An 18,948-nucleotide genomic window follows, 5' to 3' on the forward strand; every position below is an offset into this window, starting at 1 on the left:
AGCAGAACCGCTCGAGGCGTGGTGCGCAGTGCCGTCAGAACATCTGGCGCAGGCCGACGGCAGCCCCGACGTTGTTGGTCCTGCCGATCTGGTCGACCTTGCCGGTGAGCCGGTTGGTGGCACCCGGATAGTCGGCCGCGAACGCACCGTTGCCGCGCGAGAAATCGACCGTGCCGTAGACCTCCGTATGCTTGGACAGCGCATACTCGGCCAGCACGGTCGCCGAGTAGTTGATCCCCGAGCCGAGCGTGCCGTCGAGCCGCTGCGCGTTGCGTGCGTGGCCGTAATAACCGGCCACCGTGATCAGCAGCGGCGCGGTGGCCTGCCAGTTGGCGCCGACGTAGAACGTGTCGTCGATGCGGTTCGGGCTCCCGCCGCTCAACGCCGGTGCGCCGGCCTGCTGCATGTTGAAGTCGGTCGTGCCCGTCTTGTCCTGGCCGTGCAGCCAGCCGGCCAGCAGGCGGACGGAGGGCGTAACCTGATACGCGCCGCTCACGTGCAGAAAGCTCACCTTCGCGCCGTTGGTCGCACTGCCGTTCACGGACGATACCGAGGTCTGCTGGAAGCCTGCGTTGATCGACGCGGGCCCTTGCGCGTAGGTGAGCTCGACGCCGTACGTGCTGTCGAGGCCCATCGCACCGGCATGATTGCCGAAGCCGTAGATCGCATCGACGCTGAACCCGTTGTACGTGAATGCGTACTTCACCGAGTTCGGCACCGTCAGGTAGTTGCCAATGCCGTTGTACGCCCAGCTGTCCTGCCAGTAGTCACCGACGGTCATCGGATCGAATACGTCGCCCATCGTGTCGTACAGCGGCGCGTACTGGTTACCGAACGTCAGCGTGCCATATCGGCTGTTCGACAGGCCCACGTAGGCCTGCCGGCTGAACAGCGTGTTCGCGACGTGCAGCTTGCCGTCGCCCAGCTCGAAACCGTTCTCGAGACGGAAAATCGCCGACAGCCCGCCGCCGAGATCCTCGCTGCCGCGCAAGCCCCAGCGGCTGTGCGTTTCCGGGCCGACCGTCATTCCGATCAGGTCCTTGCCGTCAGGGCCGGCATTCGTCTGATAACGGATCGCCGTATCGACGAGGCCATACAACGTAACCGAACTCTGCGCGAACGTGCACGATGCTGACATGGTGAAAGCGGCGCCGATACAACCGGTGACAACGGTGCGTCTCATGAAAGGCCTCCCTGGGCAATTGATTTTGTAAGCAGTCCGATAGCATTCGTGGACGGACGCCATTACTGCGAACGGGAGAATAATCGGCCATATTCGCGGCACCTATTACCGCTTCTGGATTGGACCTTTCCAGCGTCGTCAACAATCGCTGTCGTGCACGATGCGGCGGCCCGGCGCGATCGAGATCCGCCGTCGCGGCCTGCCGGACGGCGGGCAAATCACGTTCCGCCCCAATGAATCGCACCGTGTCGAAGCGCGGCACCGATGGTTCGATGCCCGGCTGTCGGAACATGGCCACGGCGCGCAGAGCGGGAACGATCCCGACACGGTGCGTCCTTCGCGACCCGATGCTCCGGCGTCGAATCAGGCTCGGGCGGCATCGATCCGGAATACCGCGATCGTCGCTTCCAGCTGCCCCGCCTGCGCTTTCAGCGCCGCCGCCGCTGCCGATGCCTGCTGCACCAGCGCGGCATTCTGCTGCGTCACCTGATCCATCTGCGCGACAGCCTGATTGACTTGCTCGATGCCCCGCGACTGCTCGTCGGACGCGGCGGTAATCTCGCTCATCAGTACGTCGACCCGTCGCACCGACGCCAGTATTTCCGTCATCGTCCCCGTCGCGCGATCGACCTGCCGTGCGCCGGTGTCGACGCGCCTGAGCGAATCCGTGATCAGTTCCTTGATTTCACGCGATGCCGCGGCACTGCGCTGGGCCAGCGAGCGCACTTCGCCCGCCACGACCGCGAACCCGCGCCCCTGTTCGCCGGCCCGGGCCGCTTCGACCGCGGCGTTCAACGACAGGATGTTGGTCTGGAAGGCGATGCCTTCGATCACCGTGATGATCTCGGCGATCTTGCCTGACGATTCCGACAGCCCCCGCATCGTCCTGACGACCTCTTGCGCGGCCTGATTGCCCTGCTCGGTCAGCAGCGCCGCGTCGCTCACCACCTGGCTGGCCTGCTTCGCGTTCTCGGCGTTCTGGCGAACCGTCGACGTCAGCTGCTCCATGGACGCGGCCGTCTCCTCCAGCGACGCGGCCTGCTCCTCGGTCCGTTGGGACAGATCCATGTTGCCTTCCGCGATCTCCCGAGCGGCGGCGTCGATCGCGTGCGAGCCGTTCTGCACCGCCCGGATCGTCTGGAGCAGTTCGCCCTGCATCGTCTGCAAGCCGGTCAGCAGTTGCCCCATTTCGTCAGTCGAATGAATCTCCACGCGGGTCGTCAGGTCGCCTTCGGCGATGGCGCCGAAATGGCCCAGTGCGTTCGCCAGCGGCGTGCCGATCGCCCGTTGCAGCGACCACCATGTCAGCGTGGCCGCCCCGAGCGCGACCAGGCTCCCGGCGAACGCCATGGCGATGAACCAGTGGAAGCGTGCCTGCGCGGCATCGAACGTCGCCCGCGAAGCCGTGATCTGGAGCTGTCCGAGCGCATCCATGGCGTCGGACGCGTCGATGAACAGCGACGGCGGGATGCGTCGCCAGACTTCCGGAATTCTGGCCGCATCATGGGTGGCTATGACCTCGAACATCGGCTCCAGCCCGTTGTCGACCAGCGCCTTGAACTTGCTGCCGGCGTCGGCCGCGCGGCGAGCCTCTTCGGGGCCGGAGAACGGCAGCGCACGATAGGCGTCCCATGCCTTCCTCGATGCGGCCAGCATGTCGCGGGCCACACCGGTTTCCTGCGGAACTTCGTCGCTGGCCGGATCGAGCGCGATGCGATACAGCCACAGGCGCGTCCTCGACAGCGCGACATTCGCCTGCCCGAGCGCCTCCGACGAAGCGAGCCGTTCGGAATAGAGCGTCTTCACGTCGTTGTTTCCGATTGCCATGCCGACCACGCCGATGATGCCGCCGACAACCAGCAATACTCCGAGAAAACCCATCGCCAGCGCCAGACGGGTGCGAATGCTGAAATTCTTGATCATGGTCAGGAGAGCGTTGAGCACGCCGCCGGTGCATGCGACGCATGCGCGTGAAACCAGTCGGGTACGGCACGTGCAAGGTCGACTTCCCGATAACGACCAAAGTGACGCCGGGATTAACGCAGAATCCGTAACGGACGTTTCCGGAAGCGGCGAGTTGTGATCCGCGCGAGTCCGTGATAGCGAGGTGTGCAACGCTTGCACGCCGAATCATCCGATGAATATCCGGGTGCCCGGGCGCTGGCGGGCGCACGTGTCGCGTGATGGCATGCCGATGCGCCCCTGCGCTCACGTCGGGCTGCTTTCGACCGTGCGCGCTGCGTACCAGCTTCCACGCAGATTGATCTGGATGTCAAACCATTCAGCCGCCCTGCCCGAAGCGCGCCGATCATGCCTCAGCCGCTCGGCGAGCAATCAACCGCCAGCGTCCTGCTGCGCAGCCTGGCCGGGCCATGCCCGAACTTCGTGATCGCCACTTCGACCGCGATCGCGCAGCGCCGCGCCGGCGGAATGCCAGACGCAACGCACGGCGCAACGGCGCTCCCGTCAATGCACCGGTTGCCGATCCGGTGCCCGGCCGTGCCCGATACGACGGCCGGGCTGTGGAGGATGGGGCGCGACGGATGGATGCTCACGGAACGTCGAGCGGCGCGCCATGCCCGCATCGCCACGCAAATGAGGCCGCTTGCGACATCCCGTTGCCGGGCGCCACAAGCGGCCTCCTCGCAGACGGCATGCGTCAGCGTCGCGTCGCCAGCCTTCTCACGACGCTCACCAGCGCGTCGACTTCGTCGCACGTGTTGTAGAACGCGAGCGACGGCCGCACCGTTGCCTCGAGCCCGAACCGCCGCAGGATCGGTTGCGCGCAGTGGTGCCCCGAGCGCACCGCGATGCCCTCTTCGTTCAGTGCCTGCCCGACTTCCTCGGTCTCGTAGCCCTTCAGCACGAACGACAGCACGCTCGCCTTGTCGCGCGCGGTGCCGACGAGGCGCACGCCCGGCACCGGTGCGAGCACGCTCGTCGCATACGCGAGCAGGTCGTGCTCGTAGCGCGCGATGTTCTCGATGCCGACCCGGCTCACGTAGTCGAGCGCGGCACCCAGCCCCACCGCATCCGCGATGTTGCCGGTGCCGGCCTCGAACCGGTTCGGCGGCGGCTGGAACACCGTGCGCTCGAACGTCACGTCCGCGATCATGTTGCCGCCGCCCTGCCAGGGCGGCATGTCGTCGAGGATCGCGCGCTTGCCGTACACGACGCCGATCCCGGTCGGCCCGTAGATCTTGTGCCCGGAGAACACGAAGAAATCCGCATCGAGCGCCTGCACGTCCACGCGCATGTGCGAGATCGACTGTGCGCCGTCGACGAGCGCCTTCGCGCCCGCCCGATGCGCAAGCTCGACGATCTCCTTCACCGGCACAACCGTGCCCAGCGCGTTCGACACCTGCGTGACGGACACGATCTTCGTGCGGTCGTTGAGCAGCTTCCGGTATTCGTCGAGCAGCACCTGCCCCGAATCGTCGACCGGAATCACGCGCAGCTTCGCGCCCTTGAGCGCGGCAAGCTGCTGCCACGGCACGATGTTCGCGTGATGCTCGAGGTTCGACACGATGATCTCGTCGCCTTCGCCGACGTTCTGCACGCCCCACGACTTCGCGATCAGGTTGATCGCCTCGGTCGTGCCGCGCACGAACACGATCTCGTCCGGCGACGATGCGCCGATGAAGCGCTGCACCGTTTCCCGCGCATGCTCGTACGCATCCGTCGCGCGGCCGGCCAACGCATGTGCCGCGCGGTGAATGTTCGAGTTCTCGTGTGCGTAGAAGTATGCGAGGCGGTCGATCACGGCTTGCGGCTTGTGCGTCGTCGCCGCATTGTCGAACCACACGAGCTGCTTGCCGTTCACGCGCTCCTGCAGGATCGGGAAATCGCGGCGGATCGCGTTCACGTCGAAAGGCGGGTGCGCGCCGCGATACAGCTGACCTTGCGGCTCGGCTGCGTGCGTATCGTCGATGAAGTAGCGCGGCACATCGGAGCCCGACGCGCGCGACGCCGGCACGTCGCGATGCACGGCAAGCAGTTCGCGCAGCGCGTCGTCGCCCGGCAGCCCGAACGCTTCCGGCGACGCGAGGCCGTTCGACGGCACGACGATGTCCTGCGGCGTCGCCTGCCAGCCCTGCAGCGAACCGTCGGTGAAGTAGTACGGCGATGCCTTCGCCGCGCCTTCCGGCGCCGGTGCATTCACTTGCGGCACGCCGAGCGCCGCGCCGCCGACGCGCGGTTCGAGCGCGGGCGCGATCGACACGGCGTTGTCGGGCAGCCCGTTCTGCGCGGCCGCATGCGGCGCGAGCGCCGGTGCGCGGTTGCCGAGCGACAGCACGTGGGTCGGTGCGGACGGCGCGAGGTTCGCGCCGGGCACCTTCCCTTGCGGGAGCGCGAGACCGGGCACGCCGGTGCCCGCGCCGCCCGGCCCCGCGAGCGGCGAGCCGCCCGGGACCGGGTTGCTCACCGACGCCAGGATCGGCGCGGCGGCCGGCAAGGCCGACGGCACGCCGCCGACCGCACCGCTGCCCGCCGACAACCCGGGCGCGGTGGCCTGCCCGGGCGGCGTCGAGAAGAACTCGGACGCGAGCCGCGCAAGCGTCGCGGGATCGGGCAAGCCGGCCGGCAACGGCGCGTGCGGCAGCGCATGCGCGTCGCCGCCGGCCAGGCCAGGATTAACGGTAGGTGTCGGGATAGTCATGGAACTTGGCGATTTCGACGTCATCGAGGACAGCCAGCGCATCCGGCGAATGGACCGCGAGCGAGCAATACAGCGAGATCAGATACGACGCGATCGCCTGGTTGTTGATCCCCATGAAGCGCACCGACAGGCCCGGGCCCTGCTCGCCCGCGACACCCGGCTGATAGAGGCCGACCACGCCCTGGCGCTTGTCGCCGACGCGCAGCAGCAGGATCTTGGTCTTGCCGTCCGCGACCGGCACCTTGTCCGACGGGATCAGCGGAATGCCGCGCCACGTCAGGAACTGCGAGCCGAACAGGCTGACCGTCGGCGGCGGCACGCCGCGCCGCGTGCATTCGCGGCCGAACGCGGCGATCGCGAGCGGGTGCGTGAGGAAGAACGCGGGCTCCTTCCACACCTTGGTCAGCAGCTCGTCGAGGTCATCCGGCGTCGGCGCGCCCGTCAGCGGGAAGATCCGCTGGTCGTCGGTCACGTTCGCGAGCAGCCCGTAGTCGGGGTTGTTGATCAGCTGGCTTTCCTGCAGCTCCTTGATCGTCTCGATCGTCAGGCGCAGCTGTTCCTTGATCTGGTCATGAGGACTGCTGTAAAGATCGGAGATCCGCGTATGCACGTCGAGCACCGTGCTCACCGCGTTGAGGAAATACTCGCGCGGCTGTTCCTCGTACGGCACGAAGGTCTGCGGCAGCACGCTTTCGTCCTCGAGCTGCGTGCATGCGGCACGCACGGCTTCCGGGTTCTTCACCTGGTTCAGGCGATAGATGCCGGCCTCGACCGGTACCCATTGCAGCAGATGGGTCAGCCAGCGCGGCGTGATCGTGGAAAGCTGGGGGACGGTCTTGGTAGCGTTCGCTAGTTGGCGGGCGGCGTGATCGCTCAGCGCAGCCGCGCCGCTTGCAACGGTCGACATGTGTGGCTCCGGGTTCTTAAGATGAAAAACGGGATTGCTTATGACGCTGGGTGATTATCGGAAGCACGCACCTGCCGGCTCAACATGCTATAGCCGTCATGTCGCGTGCGACCGAAAGGGAAAGGTGACGAGGCGGCCTCAGGTGACGAACGTGCCCGGCAGCAGCGTCGAGATCGATACGTCGAACGCGCGCGCGATCTTGTCGGCCGTGACGATCGACGCGATCGCCTCGCCACGCTCGATCTCGCCGACATACGAACGGTTCAGCCCCGCATGCTCGGCCAGCTGTTCCTGCGACCACGTGCGCGCTTCGCGCAGCCTGCGCACGTTGGCGCCGAAGTGATGGATGAGGTCGCTCATCGCGCCTCCTAGGCGACACGCGCCGCCGCGCGCGGCGTGGCGTTCGTTTCGCTGCGCAGCACCGCCTGCGTGATGTTCTCGCCGGCCGGCACGTCCTGCGTGAGCCACACGTTGCCGCCGATCACCGCGCCGCGCCCGATCGTCACGCGGCCGAGGATCGTGGCGCCCGCGTAGATCACCACGTCGTCCTCGACGATCGGATGCCGTGCGAGCCCTTTCTCGAGATGGCCGGCCGCGTCGCGCGGAAAGCGTTTCGCGCCGAGCGTGACGGCCTGGTACACGCGCACGCGCTCGCCGATGATCGCCGTCTCGCCGATCACGACGCCGGTGCCGTGGTCGATGAAGAAGCCCGCGCCGATGCGCGCGCCCGGATGGATGTCGATGCCGGTCTCCGCATGCGCCTGTTCTGCGATGATCCGCGCGAGCAGCGGCAGGCCGAGCCCGTACAGCTCGTGCGCGAGCCGGTGGTGGATCATCGCGAGGATGCCCGGATAGCACAGCAGCACCTCGTCGACGCTGCCGGCCGCCGGATCGCCGTGGAACGCGGCCAGCACGTCGCTGTCGAGCAGCCGGCGGATCTCGGGCAGGCGCGCGGCGAACGCCTGCACGGCCGTCGACGCGACTTCGTCGACATGATCGACCGGCCCGTCGGCATTGCGCTGCCGCGCCGCGTAGCGCAATTCCAGCTTCACCTGCGCGAGCAGCGCGTTCAGCGCCGCGTCGAGCGCGTGGGCCACGTGGAAGTTCTCGCTCTCCTGGCGCAGCTCGGGCGGCCCGAGCCGCATCGGGAACAGCACGCCCTTCAGCGCGCCGATGATCTGCGCGAGCGCTTCGCGCGCCGGCAGGTCGCGCCCGCCCGGTTCGAGCGAGCGCCGCTGCTTCTCGCGCCATGCACGGCGTACGGTCTGCAGCGATTGAACGATGTCGTCGATGTCGAATGCGGCCATGCTGCGTTCTCCCTGTCTCGGCCGTGAATCAGTCCTGTGCCCACGGCAGGCCGCGGAAGCGCCAGCCGTTGCTGCCGCCGCGATGTTGCCGTTCGTCGAGGTCGCCCTCGAACCCTTCGAGCACGTTGAATACCTGCGTGAAGCCTCCCTTCGTCGCGGCCTCGGCCGCCTGCGCCGAGCGGTTGCCGCTACGGCACAACAGCAGCACGACGGCCGCCTTGCCCGTCTTCGCTTCCAGTTCGCGCACGAAGCGCGGATTGCGCGTCAGGCTCGTGCCGGTCGCCCACGGCACGTGCAGCGATTCCGGCACGTGGCCGACGAATTTCCGTTCCTCGGCGGTGCGCACGTCCACCAGCAGCGCATCGCCGGACGAGAACAGCGCCCACGCGACTTCCGGCGCGACACCGCCCGCATAGGGCGTGCCGGCCGCCGCAGCGGCCGCGCGCGCGTCTTCGAGCGCCTGCTGCGCAGCAGTTCGTTCTTCCAGTTCAACCGTCATGACACTTCCTTGTTTTCGCGGATTCGTATGAACAAAAACACCGGGAATTCGGCCGTTGCAGCTTGCGTGCTGTCTATAGCCGTCAGCGCCACTATGCGAGGGCGGCCGGGGAAGCTGAACCAATAAAAATTCATTTCCTAATCAGCGTTGCGGGGAATGCAATAGCAGACGCGCGCTATCGGCGCGGGCTCGCGGGCGAGCAGGACAGGCGCAATGGTGGCCGTTCGATGTCGCGCATCGAAGGTGTTCGAAAGGAATCGCGGGAGACGATCAACGCGGCGGGTGGCGCGTTGCGATGAAATCCGAAATGGAATGCAGGCGCTGGCGCGCCTGCATGGACGACGCAAGAAATCCGGCTGCCGGCAGGCGTCTGCACGATGCCTGACGGGCATCGTCGACGCATTCGCTTGTGCGTCTTCCGGTCACTGTACCGGGTCGACCGGCGCAACCGGCACGCCGCGCGCTTCGATGTCGCGCCCGGCGAGCAGGCACAGATCCTCGCGATGGTGCGCGGCGACCACCTGCACGCCGACCGGCACGCCATTCTCGAGCGACGTCGTCACCGCGAGCCCCGGCAGCCCCATCGCCGGCAGCGCGCGCAACGTGAGCTGCGCCTCCCACACGCGATCGAACCCGTCCTGCCCCTGCCGGTCGAGATCGTCCGGAAACGGCAGCTCCGACGACACCGGCAGCAGCACGACCGCATATTCATCGAGAAACAGCCGCCACTGTCGCGTCAGCGTCGTACGCCGGACGAGCGCGCGGCCGATCACATCGGCCGGCAGGTCGCGCACCTTGCCGCGCACGGCCTCGACCACCGCCGCCGCGCCCGGATCGCCGTCGCCGGCAACCGCGTTCGCCAGTGCATCGAAACCGTCGCCGAGCCAGAGCTGCTCCTGCAACAGCGCGGCCTCACGCATCGGCGGCGTGTCGTCGATCTCGTCGACGGTCCAGCCCGCATCGACCAGACGTCGCGCGGCATCGCGCAACGCGGCCTCGACTTCGGGCACGACCTGCAGGCCGCCCGGCCGCACGCACAGCGCCGCGCGCTTCGGCACCTCGCGCCCGTCGAACGGCACCGCCACGTGCCACGGGTCGCGTGGGTCCGGCGCGGCGAACGCCCGCAGCGCGAGCGCGAGATCGTCGATCGTGCGTGCGATCGGGCCCGCCGTCGACATCAACTGCGCACCGATCGCCCGCTCGGGCGACGACGCGTTGAACGCCGGCACGCGCCCGAGCGACGGCCGGATTCCGTGCACGCCGCATGCGTAGGCGGGATAACGCACCGAGCCGCCGATGTCGGTGCCGACGGCAATCGGGCCGATTCCCGCGGCCACGGCCGCCGCCGCGCCGCCGCTCGATCCGCCCGACGTCAGCGACGGATGGCGCGGATTGCGCGTGTGGCCGTGCACGAGATTCGACGTGAACCAGCGCAGCGCGAACGTCGGCGAATTGGTGCGGCCGAGCAGGATCGCGCCGGCTTTTCTGAGGTTGCCGACCACCGGGCTGTCGGCATGCGCGATCAGGTTCTCCTGCAGGCGCGTGCCGTTGGTCGTCGCGAAACCCGCCTGGTCGACGTTGATCTTCACGGTGACGGGCACGCCCGAGAGCGGCCCCGGATCGTCGCCGCGCGCGATCGCGCGATCGACTTCGTCGGCCTGACGCCGCACGTCGTCGGGCCGGTGTTCGATCACCGCGTTGATCGCCGGATTCACCGCGTCGAGACGATCGAGCACGGCGTCCGCCACTTCGCGCGCGGACACGTCACGATGCCGGACGCGTTTCGCGAGTTCGGTTGCCGGCAGTTGCCACAGTTGCGTCATGACTCCTCCTCGTGAAAAGACATCTCCGTCACTCGCGCCACCGCGCTTCCCTGCGAAAGCGCGGCGCCGCGTTCACTCACTGCGCATCCTGCTTCGCGCGTTCCGCTGCCGCGATAATCGCGTCGGCCACGGCCTTCGGCTGGCTCAGCATCGACACATGGCTGCCGTTCACGCGCGCGACCGTCGCGCCGATCCGCTTCGCCATCGTTTCCTGCAGCGTCGGATCGATCATCCTGTCCTGCGTCGCGACGACGAACGTCGACGGCTTCACATGCCACGCGGCTTGCGTGACCTTCTCCGAAATGCACCCGCCGTACCACGGCCCCTGGGTCGCCGCGACGATGCGCTGCTGCGCGGGCGGCAGGTCCGGCGCGAAATCCTGCGCGATCGCCTTGTCCGACAACGTGGCGAAGCCGCCCGCGTCCTTGCGCAGTTCGCCGGCCCATGCGGGTGCCGGCAGCCCCTGCGTGACATCCGCGATCGACTGGCCGTTGTCGGGTGCGAACGCGGCGACGTACACGAGCGACTTCACCTTGTCGTCGTTGCCCGCGTCGCTGATCACGACGCCGGCCCACGAATGGCCGACCAGCACGACCGGCCCCTTCTGTTCGTCGATCGCGCGCTTCGTCGCGGCTGCATCGTCGGCGAGCGAGCTCAACGGATTCTGCACCGACACCACGTGCAGCCCGCGCGCCTCGAGCAGCGGAATCACGCGGTTCCAGCTCGACCCGTCGGCGAATGCGCCGTGCACGAGCACGACGTTCGTGCCTTTCAGGTCGTCTTTCGGCGCAGCCTGCACCGCGACCGCACCGAACAGTCCGCCGATCACGGCGGCGGACACCAGAACGCGTTTCATCAAACCGGCCATCGTTTTACTCCTTGCTCTGTTGTGTTGTTTGAACGTGCCGCGGTAGCGGCTGCGCCTGCGCACGAGGCAGGCGCGACTCCGGATCACGAATGCGCGTACAGGTCGTCGTAAGCGTTCGGCGCGGAATGCGCTTGCGCCGCGCCGCGATGGCCGGCACGCGTCGATGCGTCGGCCACGTTGTCGCCTTGCGACTTCGACGGGCCGTTCTGGTCGGAACGCGCGACCTGCAGCGCGGCGGCGACGTCTTCCGGGTAATGCGGTTCGCTACGCGCCGGGTTGTAGCCGGCCTGTTCCAGGCGGACGAGTTCGGCGCGCACGTCGGCACGCGTGAGGCCGTGTCCGGTGTCGGCAAACGACAGGGCGGGGATGGCGGCGAGGACGGCAACGGCGAGGATGCGAGCGGCTTTCATGAGGGTTCTCCTTGAAGGAAGTAGGTCGGTCGATCATTCGGCATCCGATCCAGATCGTCTGGCATCGAACGTTTCCTGCATGTCGACAGTAGAACCCGCCCACGTATCCGGCATGTTTCTGAAGCAGGGTTTCGGTGCAATCCGATGTTTCCGGAGCAGCGCTAGATACAGTGCGATACAAACTCGTCGAATTCGCCATGCAGGTACGGACGATAGCGACTCGATCACTGGCCGATCAGGACGCGACGCCGCGTACAAGTGCGTCACCCGGCGGCATCGGCGGATGACGGACATGACCATCTCAACGGATTGAAAAACCGCTCGCTTCTGCCGAGCTTTTCCGGTGACGAAGCAACACGCCTGACTCCTGCCCGGAAACACATTCTGACAATTTCCGTTCGTCGCCATCGCCCCTGAGCGCATTTTCTCCGCATCAGCATTTCGCAAACGCGTCATTTCGTTATGCTCGACGCCGCTCGTCCATTCCCGATTACTTCGGACACTTATCGGTTCGTTTCGCAAAATTCCCGATAGCGGTCGAGCTTTGAATGCCTGCTCAGGAGTTTGGATGACCAATTCATTTCTCGACCCACGACTGGATGCGGTGCGCACCGCCGAACCGGCGGCAACAGCCGGTGCGCCGGACGCAGCCGCATCGCGACCGGCACCGCCACCCATCGTCGTGGGCCGCGTCAAGGGTGTGACGATGTTCGCAAAAGACACGCGGCTCATCTGTGTCAAGCAGATGCCCTTGCCCGGTATCGTGATCTTCGTGCATGGGGTGAACTCCGAGGGTGAATGGTTCGAAGCATCGGAGGAAGGGCTGTGCAAGGGCCTGAATCGCCGGCTCGGGCGCCTTGACGATCAATTGAAGTATCGCGGCATCGACGCCGGCCAACTGACGCCCGCGAAGTACACGGAAAGTGTGACGCCCGACGGGTTCATCAATCCACAGCTCTGGTCCGGTAACTACATCAAGCCCGATCCGTCGTTTTCACCCGTGATTCATTTTCGATGGGGCTATCGGGCGACCGCGGCGGAACTGAAGGAATACGGCGACAAGATCTTTCTGAACGAGCAGGACTACTGGGGCGGCGGCCCGTTCACGAATGGCTGTTCGAGCCTGCCCGATCTTTGGCACGGCGGCCTCGACGACCGCGCAGCCGCATGGATCACCGTGCAGGGCATCAACCCGACCAACCGGCCGCTATATCGCTCGCCGCCCCGATCCTATGGCGTGCTCGCGGCCTTGCGACTGGCCAGGCTGATCGAATCGATCCGCCGAATGCAGGCCGATGTACCCATTACGGTCGTCTGCCACAGCCAGGGCAACATTGTCGGACTGACGGCGGCGTTCTTCGGCGACGCATTTCCCGACGTCGAGGATCCGTGGGGGCGCAAGGGCCATTGCGTGGCGGACGCCTACGTGCTGGCGAATGCCCCGTACAGTTTCGCGCGCGCGGACGGTCCGAATAGCTCCGACACGTTCATGGATACATGGTCGCAGCGCGCGACGAAGGACGCCGACGGCCGGCGCGGGCGGCAGACCTATGCCGCGCGCACGAGGACATTCGGCAAATTCCTGTCGATCGTGGGCGCTCGCAAGGAACATGATCCGCCAGCAGGCAAGATCGATGAAGACATGGCGAACGAGCGGGTGTCGCCGACGAGCAACAGGTCATATGCCGCGCGACACGACCGTGATCGGCACGGCCTGAATCGATCGACGTATGGCCGCGTCACGGCGTATTGCTGTCCGCACGATCAGGTGATTTCGGCGGTGACGGTTCAAGGCATCGGCTGGCGCGGCATCGGCAGGCACGAACTCGACGATATCGGCGCGTCCGGCATCCTGACGCAGCGTGTTTTCGCATCCGGCTTTAACGTCGGCGTGCAGCAACCCTATCGATATTGGGAAGACGACTGGCGTCATGTCCAGAAAGGGAAGACGTCAGGATTCTGGTATCCGCCATCGCCACCCGCGAAATTCAATCTCGTCGGCGCGCTCAAAGGGAATGAAAGTGTTTGGGGAATGGCAGCCACGCTTGCCACTGCGCCGTTCATGTTCGTCGCGACCGGGATCAGCTCGGCATTGAACATGCTCCGAGTGAACGCCGACCCGCCGGCGGGCTGGACGGTCGTGGCGGACGCCCCGGCCCTTGACGAAACCTTCCCGCCCAAGGCATTGCGATTCGGCAACCCGGTCGAAACGAGAGACGGCGACGCGGTAAGCGACTTCAACGAAGGCAACGATCCTCCGGCCGCCTGGCGTGACGCGAGCAAGGCCGATGCAGACAAGCGGGCCGACGATCCCTACGACCAGTACGAGGCGAAGCATCCGGATAGCGTCGCCCAAGGTACCGCAACAACCGAAGCCGGGCAGCGTTACGAGGATCGTGCGTTGATGCGGATGGAAGCACGTCGCACGCTGAACACCGAATGGCTCGATGGCGACGGCCACGTGATCGGCGAGGACGGCAAAAGCGAGCTGCCTGACGGCTACAAGGATTGGCGCGATCAGCAAATTGTCGATTGGCTCGATCGCGGGGCCATCAATAACCCGACCAACCACTCTACGACGATGACCAACCCCGACCATGCCGAAAAGGCGCTTGCTTACGATGTCGCTATTGGCCCGTGCTATCTGACGGAGCAGCAAATCAGAGCCTTGCGCATCGAGGCGGATTGGCGGATGTGGGAAAGCCCGCCCGACGGCGATCCGAGGGAGAAGTACTTCGACTATTTCTTGCTCGGTGAACTTGACGATTTACCGATGCATGAATGGATACATCTTGAAAACGGTGAAGGAAATATGCCCGACGCGATTGTAGATGAACGTGAAGGGGCGTTTTATCTGAAGGTCGGGGGTGCATTTTGAAGGCACTCATCGCTACATGGCAGCGGCGTGTCGCTGTCGCTGTTTCGGTATGGCCCATTGCCGCAGTACTCATGGCGTCGCTGGTGACGCACGTCGAACAACCCGATCCAGCCCATCTGGAAATAGGAGAATGGATGAAACGATTCGTTGTCGTGCCCGCCCTGGCTGCGCTCATGGTGTTTCTGTTTCTCACGGCCATGACGCGTCCTGCACAAGCCGCGCCTGCCCAGGAGCAAGCAGGGAGTACGGTGCTTGAAGATGCAGCGTCGGCGAAGCCGTTCGTCGCGCAGGTTGTCGGCCTGATCTGGATGAATCCGTTGCACCGGAGGGACTACCCGACCGAATGGCAATTGCTGTGGACGCAGGGGCTCGCCGCGCCCAACAAGAACGACGATATGGTCCGCACCGATCCGAAGTCCTTTACTACGCTGCAATCGGTAGCGGGTATCGCATACGGCAACGAAGGCGCGGAGACGTTCAAGGGCTTCTACCACAAGTACATGAAGAGGTTCCCTCTGCTGCTTCATTCTCGCTACGCCTCCAATCCAAAATACTTCTACACGGTGAACCCCAACAACAAGAAAGATTGGCGGGAATTGGCAGGCATTCACGTCGAGCTTGCGATTCCGGATCGACTCGAGGCGGACGAATCGCAGAGCTATTTGCAAAACTCGATTCGAAAGACGTTTTCGATCGGCAATCGGTATTTCCCGACGATGTGGAGCCGCGACACGCTGCCCGATGTGCAAATCACGCAAGGCGGCGCGAACGCCGGCTTCGCGTCGCTGAACAAGGCGTTGGACTACTTGCGGGACAACCCCGACAAGACCGTGTGGGTGGTGAACTGGGATGCGCCGAATTTCCCGCCGCTCGACGCGCAGATCAACGAGAACCTCGTCGTGCTGTTTCTCGCCGGCCCGAACTTCGACACGCAGCGCGAACCGCTCGCCTGGATCGGCAAGGCCGCCACCGGCAACACGCAAGCGTTCGCGCCGAAGGTCGGCACGACACGAGCCGTGCAGGCGTGGAAAGCGACCATCGACCAGGCAGCGCGCAATGCCGGCGTCGCGATCCCGGATCTCAAGTACGTCGTCCACGACGCAGGGAAAGGCAGTGACGCCTCGTCGTCACGTCTCGTCGCACTCGCGCAGACACTGACGGAAACGCTCCCGGAATACGATCACCCGCAACAGACCTTCAACACCGCCGCCCTGCTCGGTGACATGGGAACCGGCAGCGCCTTGACCGACGTTGCGCTGGCGATCGGCCGGATCAATCATTTCGGCGGTAATGCATTGGTTGCCGGCACGACCGACCCGGAGCATCCCGTCGCGGTCGTCGTCAGGCCACCGTCGACGCTCACGCCGATCGATCCGGACAAGGACTGGTTCCGCGCGCGTGGCGGGAACAATGCGTACCTGCCGTGGTGGGGACGCCGGCACGATACCAATTACGGAATGCAGGGCTATTCGTGGTGACGCAGTTGGCTCGGAGGCGCGATCCGTGCGACCAGGATCGCGTCGCCGAGTCATTCACGGGAATGGACGCAATACGGGAACCGACCACGCAGGCGACGCGCCTACGGCGGCCGGGTCGAATCCAGAGCCGGCACGAGCGGGGTTATGGGGCGAGCAGTCGCACACCATTCGCCACGGGTGACGGGACGGCAATGAGCCGCGTGCCTCCCGGCGCACGCGCTCCCCGGCTTCACCTTGCTCACGCCCCCGTCACGGCGCCAGCCGCGTGAACACGTAGTCGTGATTCTTCACCCGCGCCTGGTGGCACGCAAAGCACGTCTGATGCTGGCCGATATCGGCCGGCACGCCGTTGATGAACCGCCCGAAACCCCAGCCGCCCGTCGACGCATAGCGGCGCGAGTCCTTCACCATCACCTGCACGGTCGTCGCCTGTCCGGGCACCGTCGCCGGCGCGAACTCGTCGGACTGCTTGCGCTTGTACGCGAGTTTCACCAGGATCGTGCCGTCCGGAAACGGCAGTGTCGCCTGCTCAAGCGCACGGATCGCGACGGGATTGCCGAGCACGACACGCAGTTCATCGAGCGGCGCGGCTTCTTCGGCCGGGGCGACCATTTCCCACTTCCGGTAGCCGGGCGGGATCGTCACGCCGTAAATCGGCGACGCGGCGGCGGCAGCCGGCTTCGGCTGCTCCGCGAACGCGGCCGGGCCGCTCGCCGACCACGCGCCGGCCAGCAGCACGCCCGCGACGAACCCGCGACGCACGCCGCGACGCACGCCACCCATGCGCGCTCGCATCACAGGTGCTCCACTTGCAGGATCGCATCCGCGAACGCCTGCGGCGCTTCCTGCGGCAGGTTGTGGCCGATGCCGCCGGTGATCGTGCGGTGCTGGTACTTGCCGGTGAACTTCTTCGCGTACGCGGCCGGTTCCGGATGCGGCGCGCCGTTCGCATCGCCTTCCATCGTGATCGTCGGCACCGTAATCGCAGGGCCGGCCGCGAGGCGCCGCTCGAGGTCGTCGTATTGCGCCTCGCCCTTCGCGAGCCCGAGACGCCAGCGATAGTTGTGGATCACGACGGCCACGTGATCGGGGTTCTGGAACGACGCGGCCGTACGCGCGTAGGTTTCGTCGGAGAACTGCCATTTCGGCGATGCGAGCTGCCAGATCAGCTTGTTGAACGCATCGCGGTTCGCCGCGTAGCCCAGCGCGCCACGCTCGGTCGTGAAGTAGAACTGATACCACCACTGGAATTCGGCCTGCGGCGGCAGCGGCTTGCGGTTCGCCTCCTGGCTGCCGATCAGGTAGCCGCTCACCGACACCAGCGCCTTCACGCGCTGCGGCCACAGCGCCGCGATGATGTCGGCCGTGCGCGCGCCCCAGTCGTAGCCGCCGAACACCGCGCGGTCGATCTTCAGCGCATCCATCAGCGCAACGATGTCGACGGCCGTCACGGCCTGCTGGCCGTTGCGCACCGTGTCGGCCGAGCGGAACGTCGTCGACCCGTAGCCGCGCAGGTAAGGCACGATCACGCGGTAGCCGGCCGCGACGAGCAGCGGCGCGACTTCCGCATAGCTGTAGATGTCGTACGGCCAGCCGTGCAGCAGGAACACGACCGGGCCGTTCTTCGGCCCGAGGTCCGCATACCCGACGTTGAGCACGCCCGCGTCGATCTGGTGGATCGTGCCCAGCGACGCGACGCCGGCCGCGCGCTTCGCAGGCGCTGCATCGGGCGCCGACTGCGCGTGCGCCAGGGCGCTGAAGCCAAGGTCGGCGAGGCTGAGGCTCGCCAGCGTCGTACCCAGGATCAGGCGGCGGCGGGTGTTCACGGTTTCGGGCATGGCTCGTTCTCCAGTGTCGATCGCTAAGGAAGGTGACCCGCGGCACGTGCGGGCACTCGGGAATCTGCGTTCTCGGCAGCGGCGCATGGCATCGCGCCGCCGTGTGAATCGCTTCACCGGTTTTATACCCGAGCCCTGGCGAGGCTTTGTATCCCAACGTATCTGTCGGCGAACACGACACACGACGATTCAAAAATCGGGCGGGAATGCGGGTTCGCAGGGGGCCATGTGCCACGCGCCGGCCTGCCCCGGCGATGGCGTGGCCACGCACCGCCTCTCGCTTCGGCGCCGAAACGCGGCGATACTACGCCGCTTGCCGTGACAACCCGCCCGATTGCAGGTGACCAATTTGACCGATGCCGACGAACAAGACGCTCCCGTGCGACAGGCGGGCACGCACGGGCCGCCGCTCTGGCTCGCGACCATCCTGACCGCGTTCGGGCTTGCGGCGCTCCTGCTCGCGTGGTTCTCCGGATACGCCACCGCCTACTGCGACACGCTTGGCGATGCCGTCGTCTGGGTCGTGTTTGTCACGGCGGCTTTCGTTTTTGCCGCCTTCAGGGACAACTGGAACATTTTTCCGGTCGGGCTGGTTGCCTGCATCGGGCTCGCCGCGGTCGTCCGGCGGCTTCCGCGTTTCAAGGTCACCTGGCGTCGATTTTTGATCGTGCTGCCTTGTGTCTATGCCGCTATGACGCTTTTCACGTGGCTGAGGGACGTACACGGCACGTGCCGGATCATCTGAGGGTGACCGCCCCACTCCGCCGATGAACACCGGCCGCATGCCGGCCGGCCCGCATTCACCGCTCGGACCACGCCGCTGCACGCAGCCGTTCAGTCCTTCCGGTCCGGCAGGATATGCGCGCGAATCGAGCGGCCCCGCCACGAGATGTGATCGATCCGGGCGCGCAGCGTGTAAAGCGCCACCGACGACAGCGTGTTGAACCGGAGCAGTGCGATGGGGGTGCCGATCCCGGCCGGCACGCGCTCGATCGCATCGAACAGCGGGAATCCATGCCGCGCCAGGAACGCGCCGACCTCGTCGTCGCGCGCGTGTTCTTCGACATTGACCAGCAGTAGTTCAGCCATGAGGATTC

Annotated in this window: 16 protein-coding genes; 3 read left to right on the top strand and 13 right to left on the bottom strand. The window is 66.1% G+C overall.

The features are described from left to right. Positions 1-34: 34 nt before the first annotated feature. The 10 genes from ABIC51_RS15430 to ABIC51_RS15475 all read right to left on the bottom strand — a co-directional run bounded on the left by ABIC51_RS15430 (position 35) and on the right by ABIC51_RS15475 (position 11,657). A complete protein-coding gene (locus ABIC51_RS15430) occupies positions 35-1,183 on the bottom strand; it encodes a porin (RefSeq protein WP_060085638.1) in 1,149 nt (382 codons plus the stop codon). 363 nt (positions 1,184-1,546) lie between these two features. Beyond that, a complete protein-coding gene (locus ABIC51_RS15435; protein ID WP_354006539.1) occupies positions 1,547-3,307 on the bottom strand; it encodes a methyl-accepting chemotaxis protein in 1,761 nt (586 codons plus the stop codon). 535 nt (positions 3,308-3,842) lie between these two features. Beyond that, positions 3,843-5,843, bottom strand: a complete 2,001-nt coding sequence (locus tag ABIC51_RS15440; protein ID WP_060312319.1) for a family 2A encapsulin nanocompartment cargo protein cysteine desulfurase — start codon at positions 5,841-5,843, stop codon at positions 3,843-3,845. After that, positions 5,818-6,750 carry a family 2A encapsulin nanocompartment shell protein gene (locus ABIC51_RS15445; protein ID WP_027790729.1) on the bottom strand — a complete coding sequence of 311 codons (933 nt, stop codon included), beginning with the start codon at positions 6,748-6,750 and terminating at the stop codon, positions 5,818-5,820. The genes ABIC51_RS15440 and ABIC51_RS15445 overlap by 26 nt, the downstream gene beginning before the upstream one ends. Before the next feature lie 138 nt (positions 6,751-6,888). Beyond that, positions 6,889-7,110: a helix-turn-helix domain-containing protein gene (locus ABIC51_RS15450; protein ID WP_021156738.1), complete on the bottom strand. Its 222-nt coding sequence runs from the start codon at positions 7,108-7,110 to the stop codon at positions 6,889-6,891. 8 nt (positions 7,111-7,118) lie between these two features. After that, positions 7,119-8,057 carry a serine O-acetyltransferase EpsC gene (gene epsC, locus ABIC51_RS15455; RefSeq protein ID WP_027790728.1) on the bottom strand — a complete coding sequence of 313 codons (939 nt, stop codon included), beginning with the start codon at positions 8,055-8,057 and terminating at the stop codon, positions 7,119-7,121. 28 nt (positions 8,058-8,085) lie between these two features. Beyond that, positions 8,086-8,556: a rhodanese-like domain-containing protein gene (locus ABIC51_RS15460; protein ID WP_021156736.1), complete on the bottom strand. Its 471-nt coding sequence runs from the start codon at positions 8,554-8,556 to the stop codon at positions 8,086-8,088. Between the two features lie 422 nt (positions 8,557-8,978). Next, positions 8,979-10,379 (bottom strand): amidase family protein, encoded by a 1,401-nt coding sequence (locus tag ABIC51_RS15465; protein WP_175860791.1) that lies wholly within the window; start codon positions 10,377-10,379, stop codon positions 8,979-8,981. 76 nt (positions 10,380-10,455) lie between these two features. Further along, positions 10,456-11,247, bottom strand: coding sequence for an alpha/beta fold hydrolase (locus ABIC51_RS15470; RefSeq protein ID WP_060208414.1), 792 nt, complete (start codon positions 11,245-11,247; stop codon positions 10,456-10,458). Between the two features lie 83 nt (positions 11,248-11,330). Continuing rightward, positions 11,331-11,657, bottom strand: coding sequence for a DUF4148 domain-containing protein (locus tag ABIC51_RS15475; protein WP_059692880.1), 327 nt, complete (start codon positions 11,655-11,657; stop codon positions 11,331-11,333). A gap of 568 nt (positions 11,658-12,225) precedes the next feature. Here ABIC51_RS15475 and ABIC51_RS15480 point away from each other — a divergent pair. Together ABIC51_RS15480 and ABIC51_RS15485 are read left to right on the top strand one after the other, a co-directional pair. After that, positions 12,226-14,535 carry a T6SS effector phospholipase Tle3 domain-containing protein gene (locus ABIC51_RS15480; RefSeq protein WP_027790724.1) on the top strand — a complete coding sequence of 770 codons (2,310 nt, stop codon included), beginning with the start codon at positions 12,226-12,228 and terminating at the stop codon, positions 14,533-14,535. A gap of 134 nt (positions 14,536-14,669) precedes the next feature. Next, positions 14,670-16,013, top strand: coding sequence for a virulence factor (locus ABIC51_RS15485; RefSeq protein ID WP_081040826.1), 1,344 nt, complete (start codon positions 14,670-14,672; stop codon positions 16,011-16,013). Positions 16,014-16,262: 249 nt separating this feature from the next. Here the strand turns inward: ABIC51_RS15485 and ABIC51_RS15490 are convergent, their stop codons facing one another. Together ABIC51_RS15490 and ABIC51_RS15495 are read right to left on the bottom strand one after the other, a co-directional pair. Then, complete coding sequence (locus ABIC51_RS15490; protein ID WP_059857417.1) at positions 16,263-16,808, bottom strand: cytochrome P460 family protein; 546 nt, start codon at positions 16,806-16,808, stop codon at positions 16,263-16,265. Then, positions 16,808-17,851 carry an alpha/beta fold hydrolase gene (locus tag ABIC51_RS15495; protein WP_048021657.1) on the bottom strand — a complete coding sequence of 348 codons (1,044 nt, stop codon included), beginning with the start codon at positions 17,849-17,851 and terminating at the stop codon, positions 16,808-16,810. Before ABIC51_RS15495 ends, ABIC51_RS15490 begins: the two co-directional genes overlap by 1 nt. A gap of 340 nt (positions 17,852-18,191) precedes the next feature. Between ABIC51_RS15495 and ABIC51_RS15500 the strand changes: the two genes are divergently transcribed. Continuing rightward, a complete protein-coding gene (locus ABIC51_RS15500; RefSeq protein ID WP_175860787.1) occupies positions 18,192-18,596 on the top strand; it encodes a hypothetical protein in 405 nt (134 codons plus the stop codon). Positions 18,597-18,685: 89 nt separating this feature from the next. Here ABIC51_RS15500 and ABIC51_RS15505 read toward each other — a convergent pair whose 3' ends face one another. Continuing rightward, positions 18,686-18,940: a hypothetical protein gene (locus tag ABIC51_RS15505; RefSeq protein ID WP_091920325.1), complete on the bottom strand. Its 255-nt coding sequence runs from the start codon at positions 18,938-18,940 to the stop codon at positions 18,686-18,688. Positions 18,941-18,948: the final 8 nt, after the last annotated feature.

Source organism: Burkholderia sp. 572, from assembly GCF_040545135.1.
Taxonomy (GTDB): domain Bacteria; phylum Pseudomonadota; class Gammaproteobacteria; order Burkholderiales; family Burkholderiaceae; genus Burkholderia; species Burkholderia cepacia.

Bases quoted from the DNA above. Each gene is read 5' to 3' on its own strand.
- ABIC51_RS15430 (WP_060085638.1), bottom strand. From the start codon at position 1,183: ATGAGACGCACCGTTGTCACCGGTTGTATCGGCGCCGCTTTCACCATG.
- ABIC51_RS15475 (WP_059692880.1), bottom strand. From the start codon at position 11,657: ATGAAAGCCGCTCGCATCCTCGCCGTTGCCGTCCTCGCCGCCATCCCC.
- ABIC51_RS15480 (WP_027790724.1), top strand. From the start codon at position 12,226: ATGACCAATTCATTTCTCGACCCACGACTGGATGCGGTGCGCACCGCC.
- ABIC51_RS15470 (WP_060208414.1), bottom strand. From the start codon at position 11,247: ATGGCCGGTTTGATGAAACGCGTTCTGGTGTCCGCCGCCGTGATCGGC.
- ABIC51_RS15445 (WP_027790729.1), bottom strand. From the start codon at position 6,750: ATGTCGACCGTTGCAAGCGGCGCGGCTGCGCTGAGCGATCACGCCGCC.
- ABIC51_RS15505 (WP_091920325.1), bottom strand. From the start codon at position 18,940: ATGGCTGAACTACTGCTGGTCAATGTCGAAGAACACGCGCGCGACGAC.
- ABIC51_RS15460 (WP_021156736.1), bottom strand. From the start codon at position 8,556: ATGACGGTTGAACTGGAAGAACGAACTGCTGCGCAGCAGGCGCTCGAA.
- ABIC51_RS15465 (WP_175860791.1), bottom strand. From the start codon at position 10,379: ATGACGCAACTGTGGCAACTGCCGGCAACCGAACTCGCGAAACGCGTC.
- ABIC51_RS15495 (WP_048021657.1), bottom strand. From the start codon at position 17,851: ATGCCCGAAACCGTGAACACCCGCCGCCGCCTGATCCTGGGTACGACG.
- ABIC51_RS15485 (WP_081040826.1), top strand. From the start codon at position 14,670: ATGAAACGATTCGTTGTCGTGCCCGCCCTGGCTGCGCTCATGGTGTTT.
- ABIC51_RS15440 (WP_060312319.1), bottom strand. From the start codon at position 5,843: ATGACTATCCCGACACCTACCGTTAATCCTGGCCTGGCCGGCGGCGAC.
- ABIC51_RS15490 (WP_059857417.1), bottom strand. From the start codon at position 16,808: ATGCGAGCGCGCATGGGTGGCGTGCGTCGCGGCGTGCGTCGCGGGTTC.
- ABIC51_RS15450 (WP_021156738.1), bottom strand. From the start codon at position 7,110: ATGAGCGACCTCATCCATCACTTCGGCGCCAACGTGCGCAGGCTGCGC.
- epsC (WP_027790728.1), bottom strand. From the start codon at position 8,057: ATGGCCGCATTCGACATCGACGACATCGTTCAATCGCTGCAGACCGTA.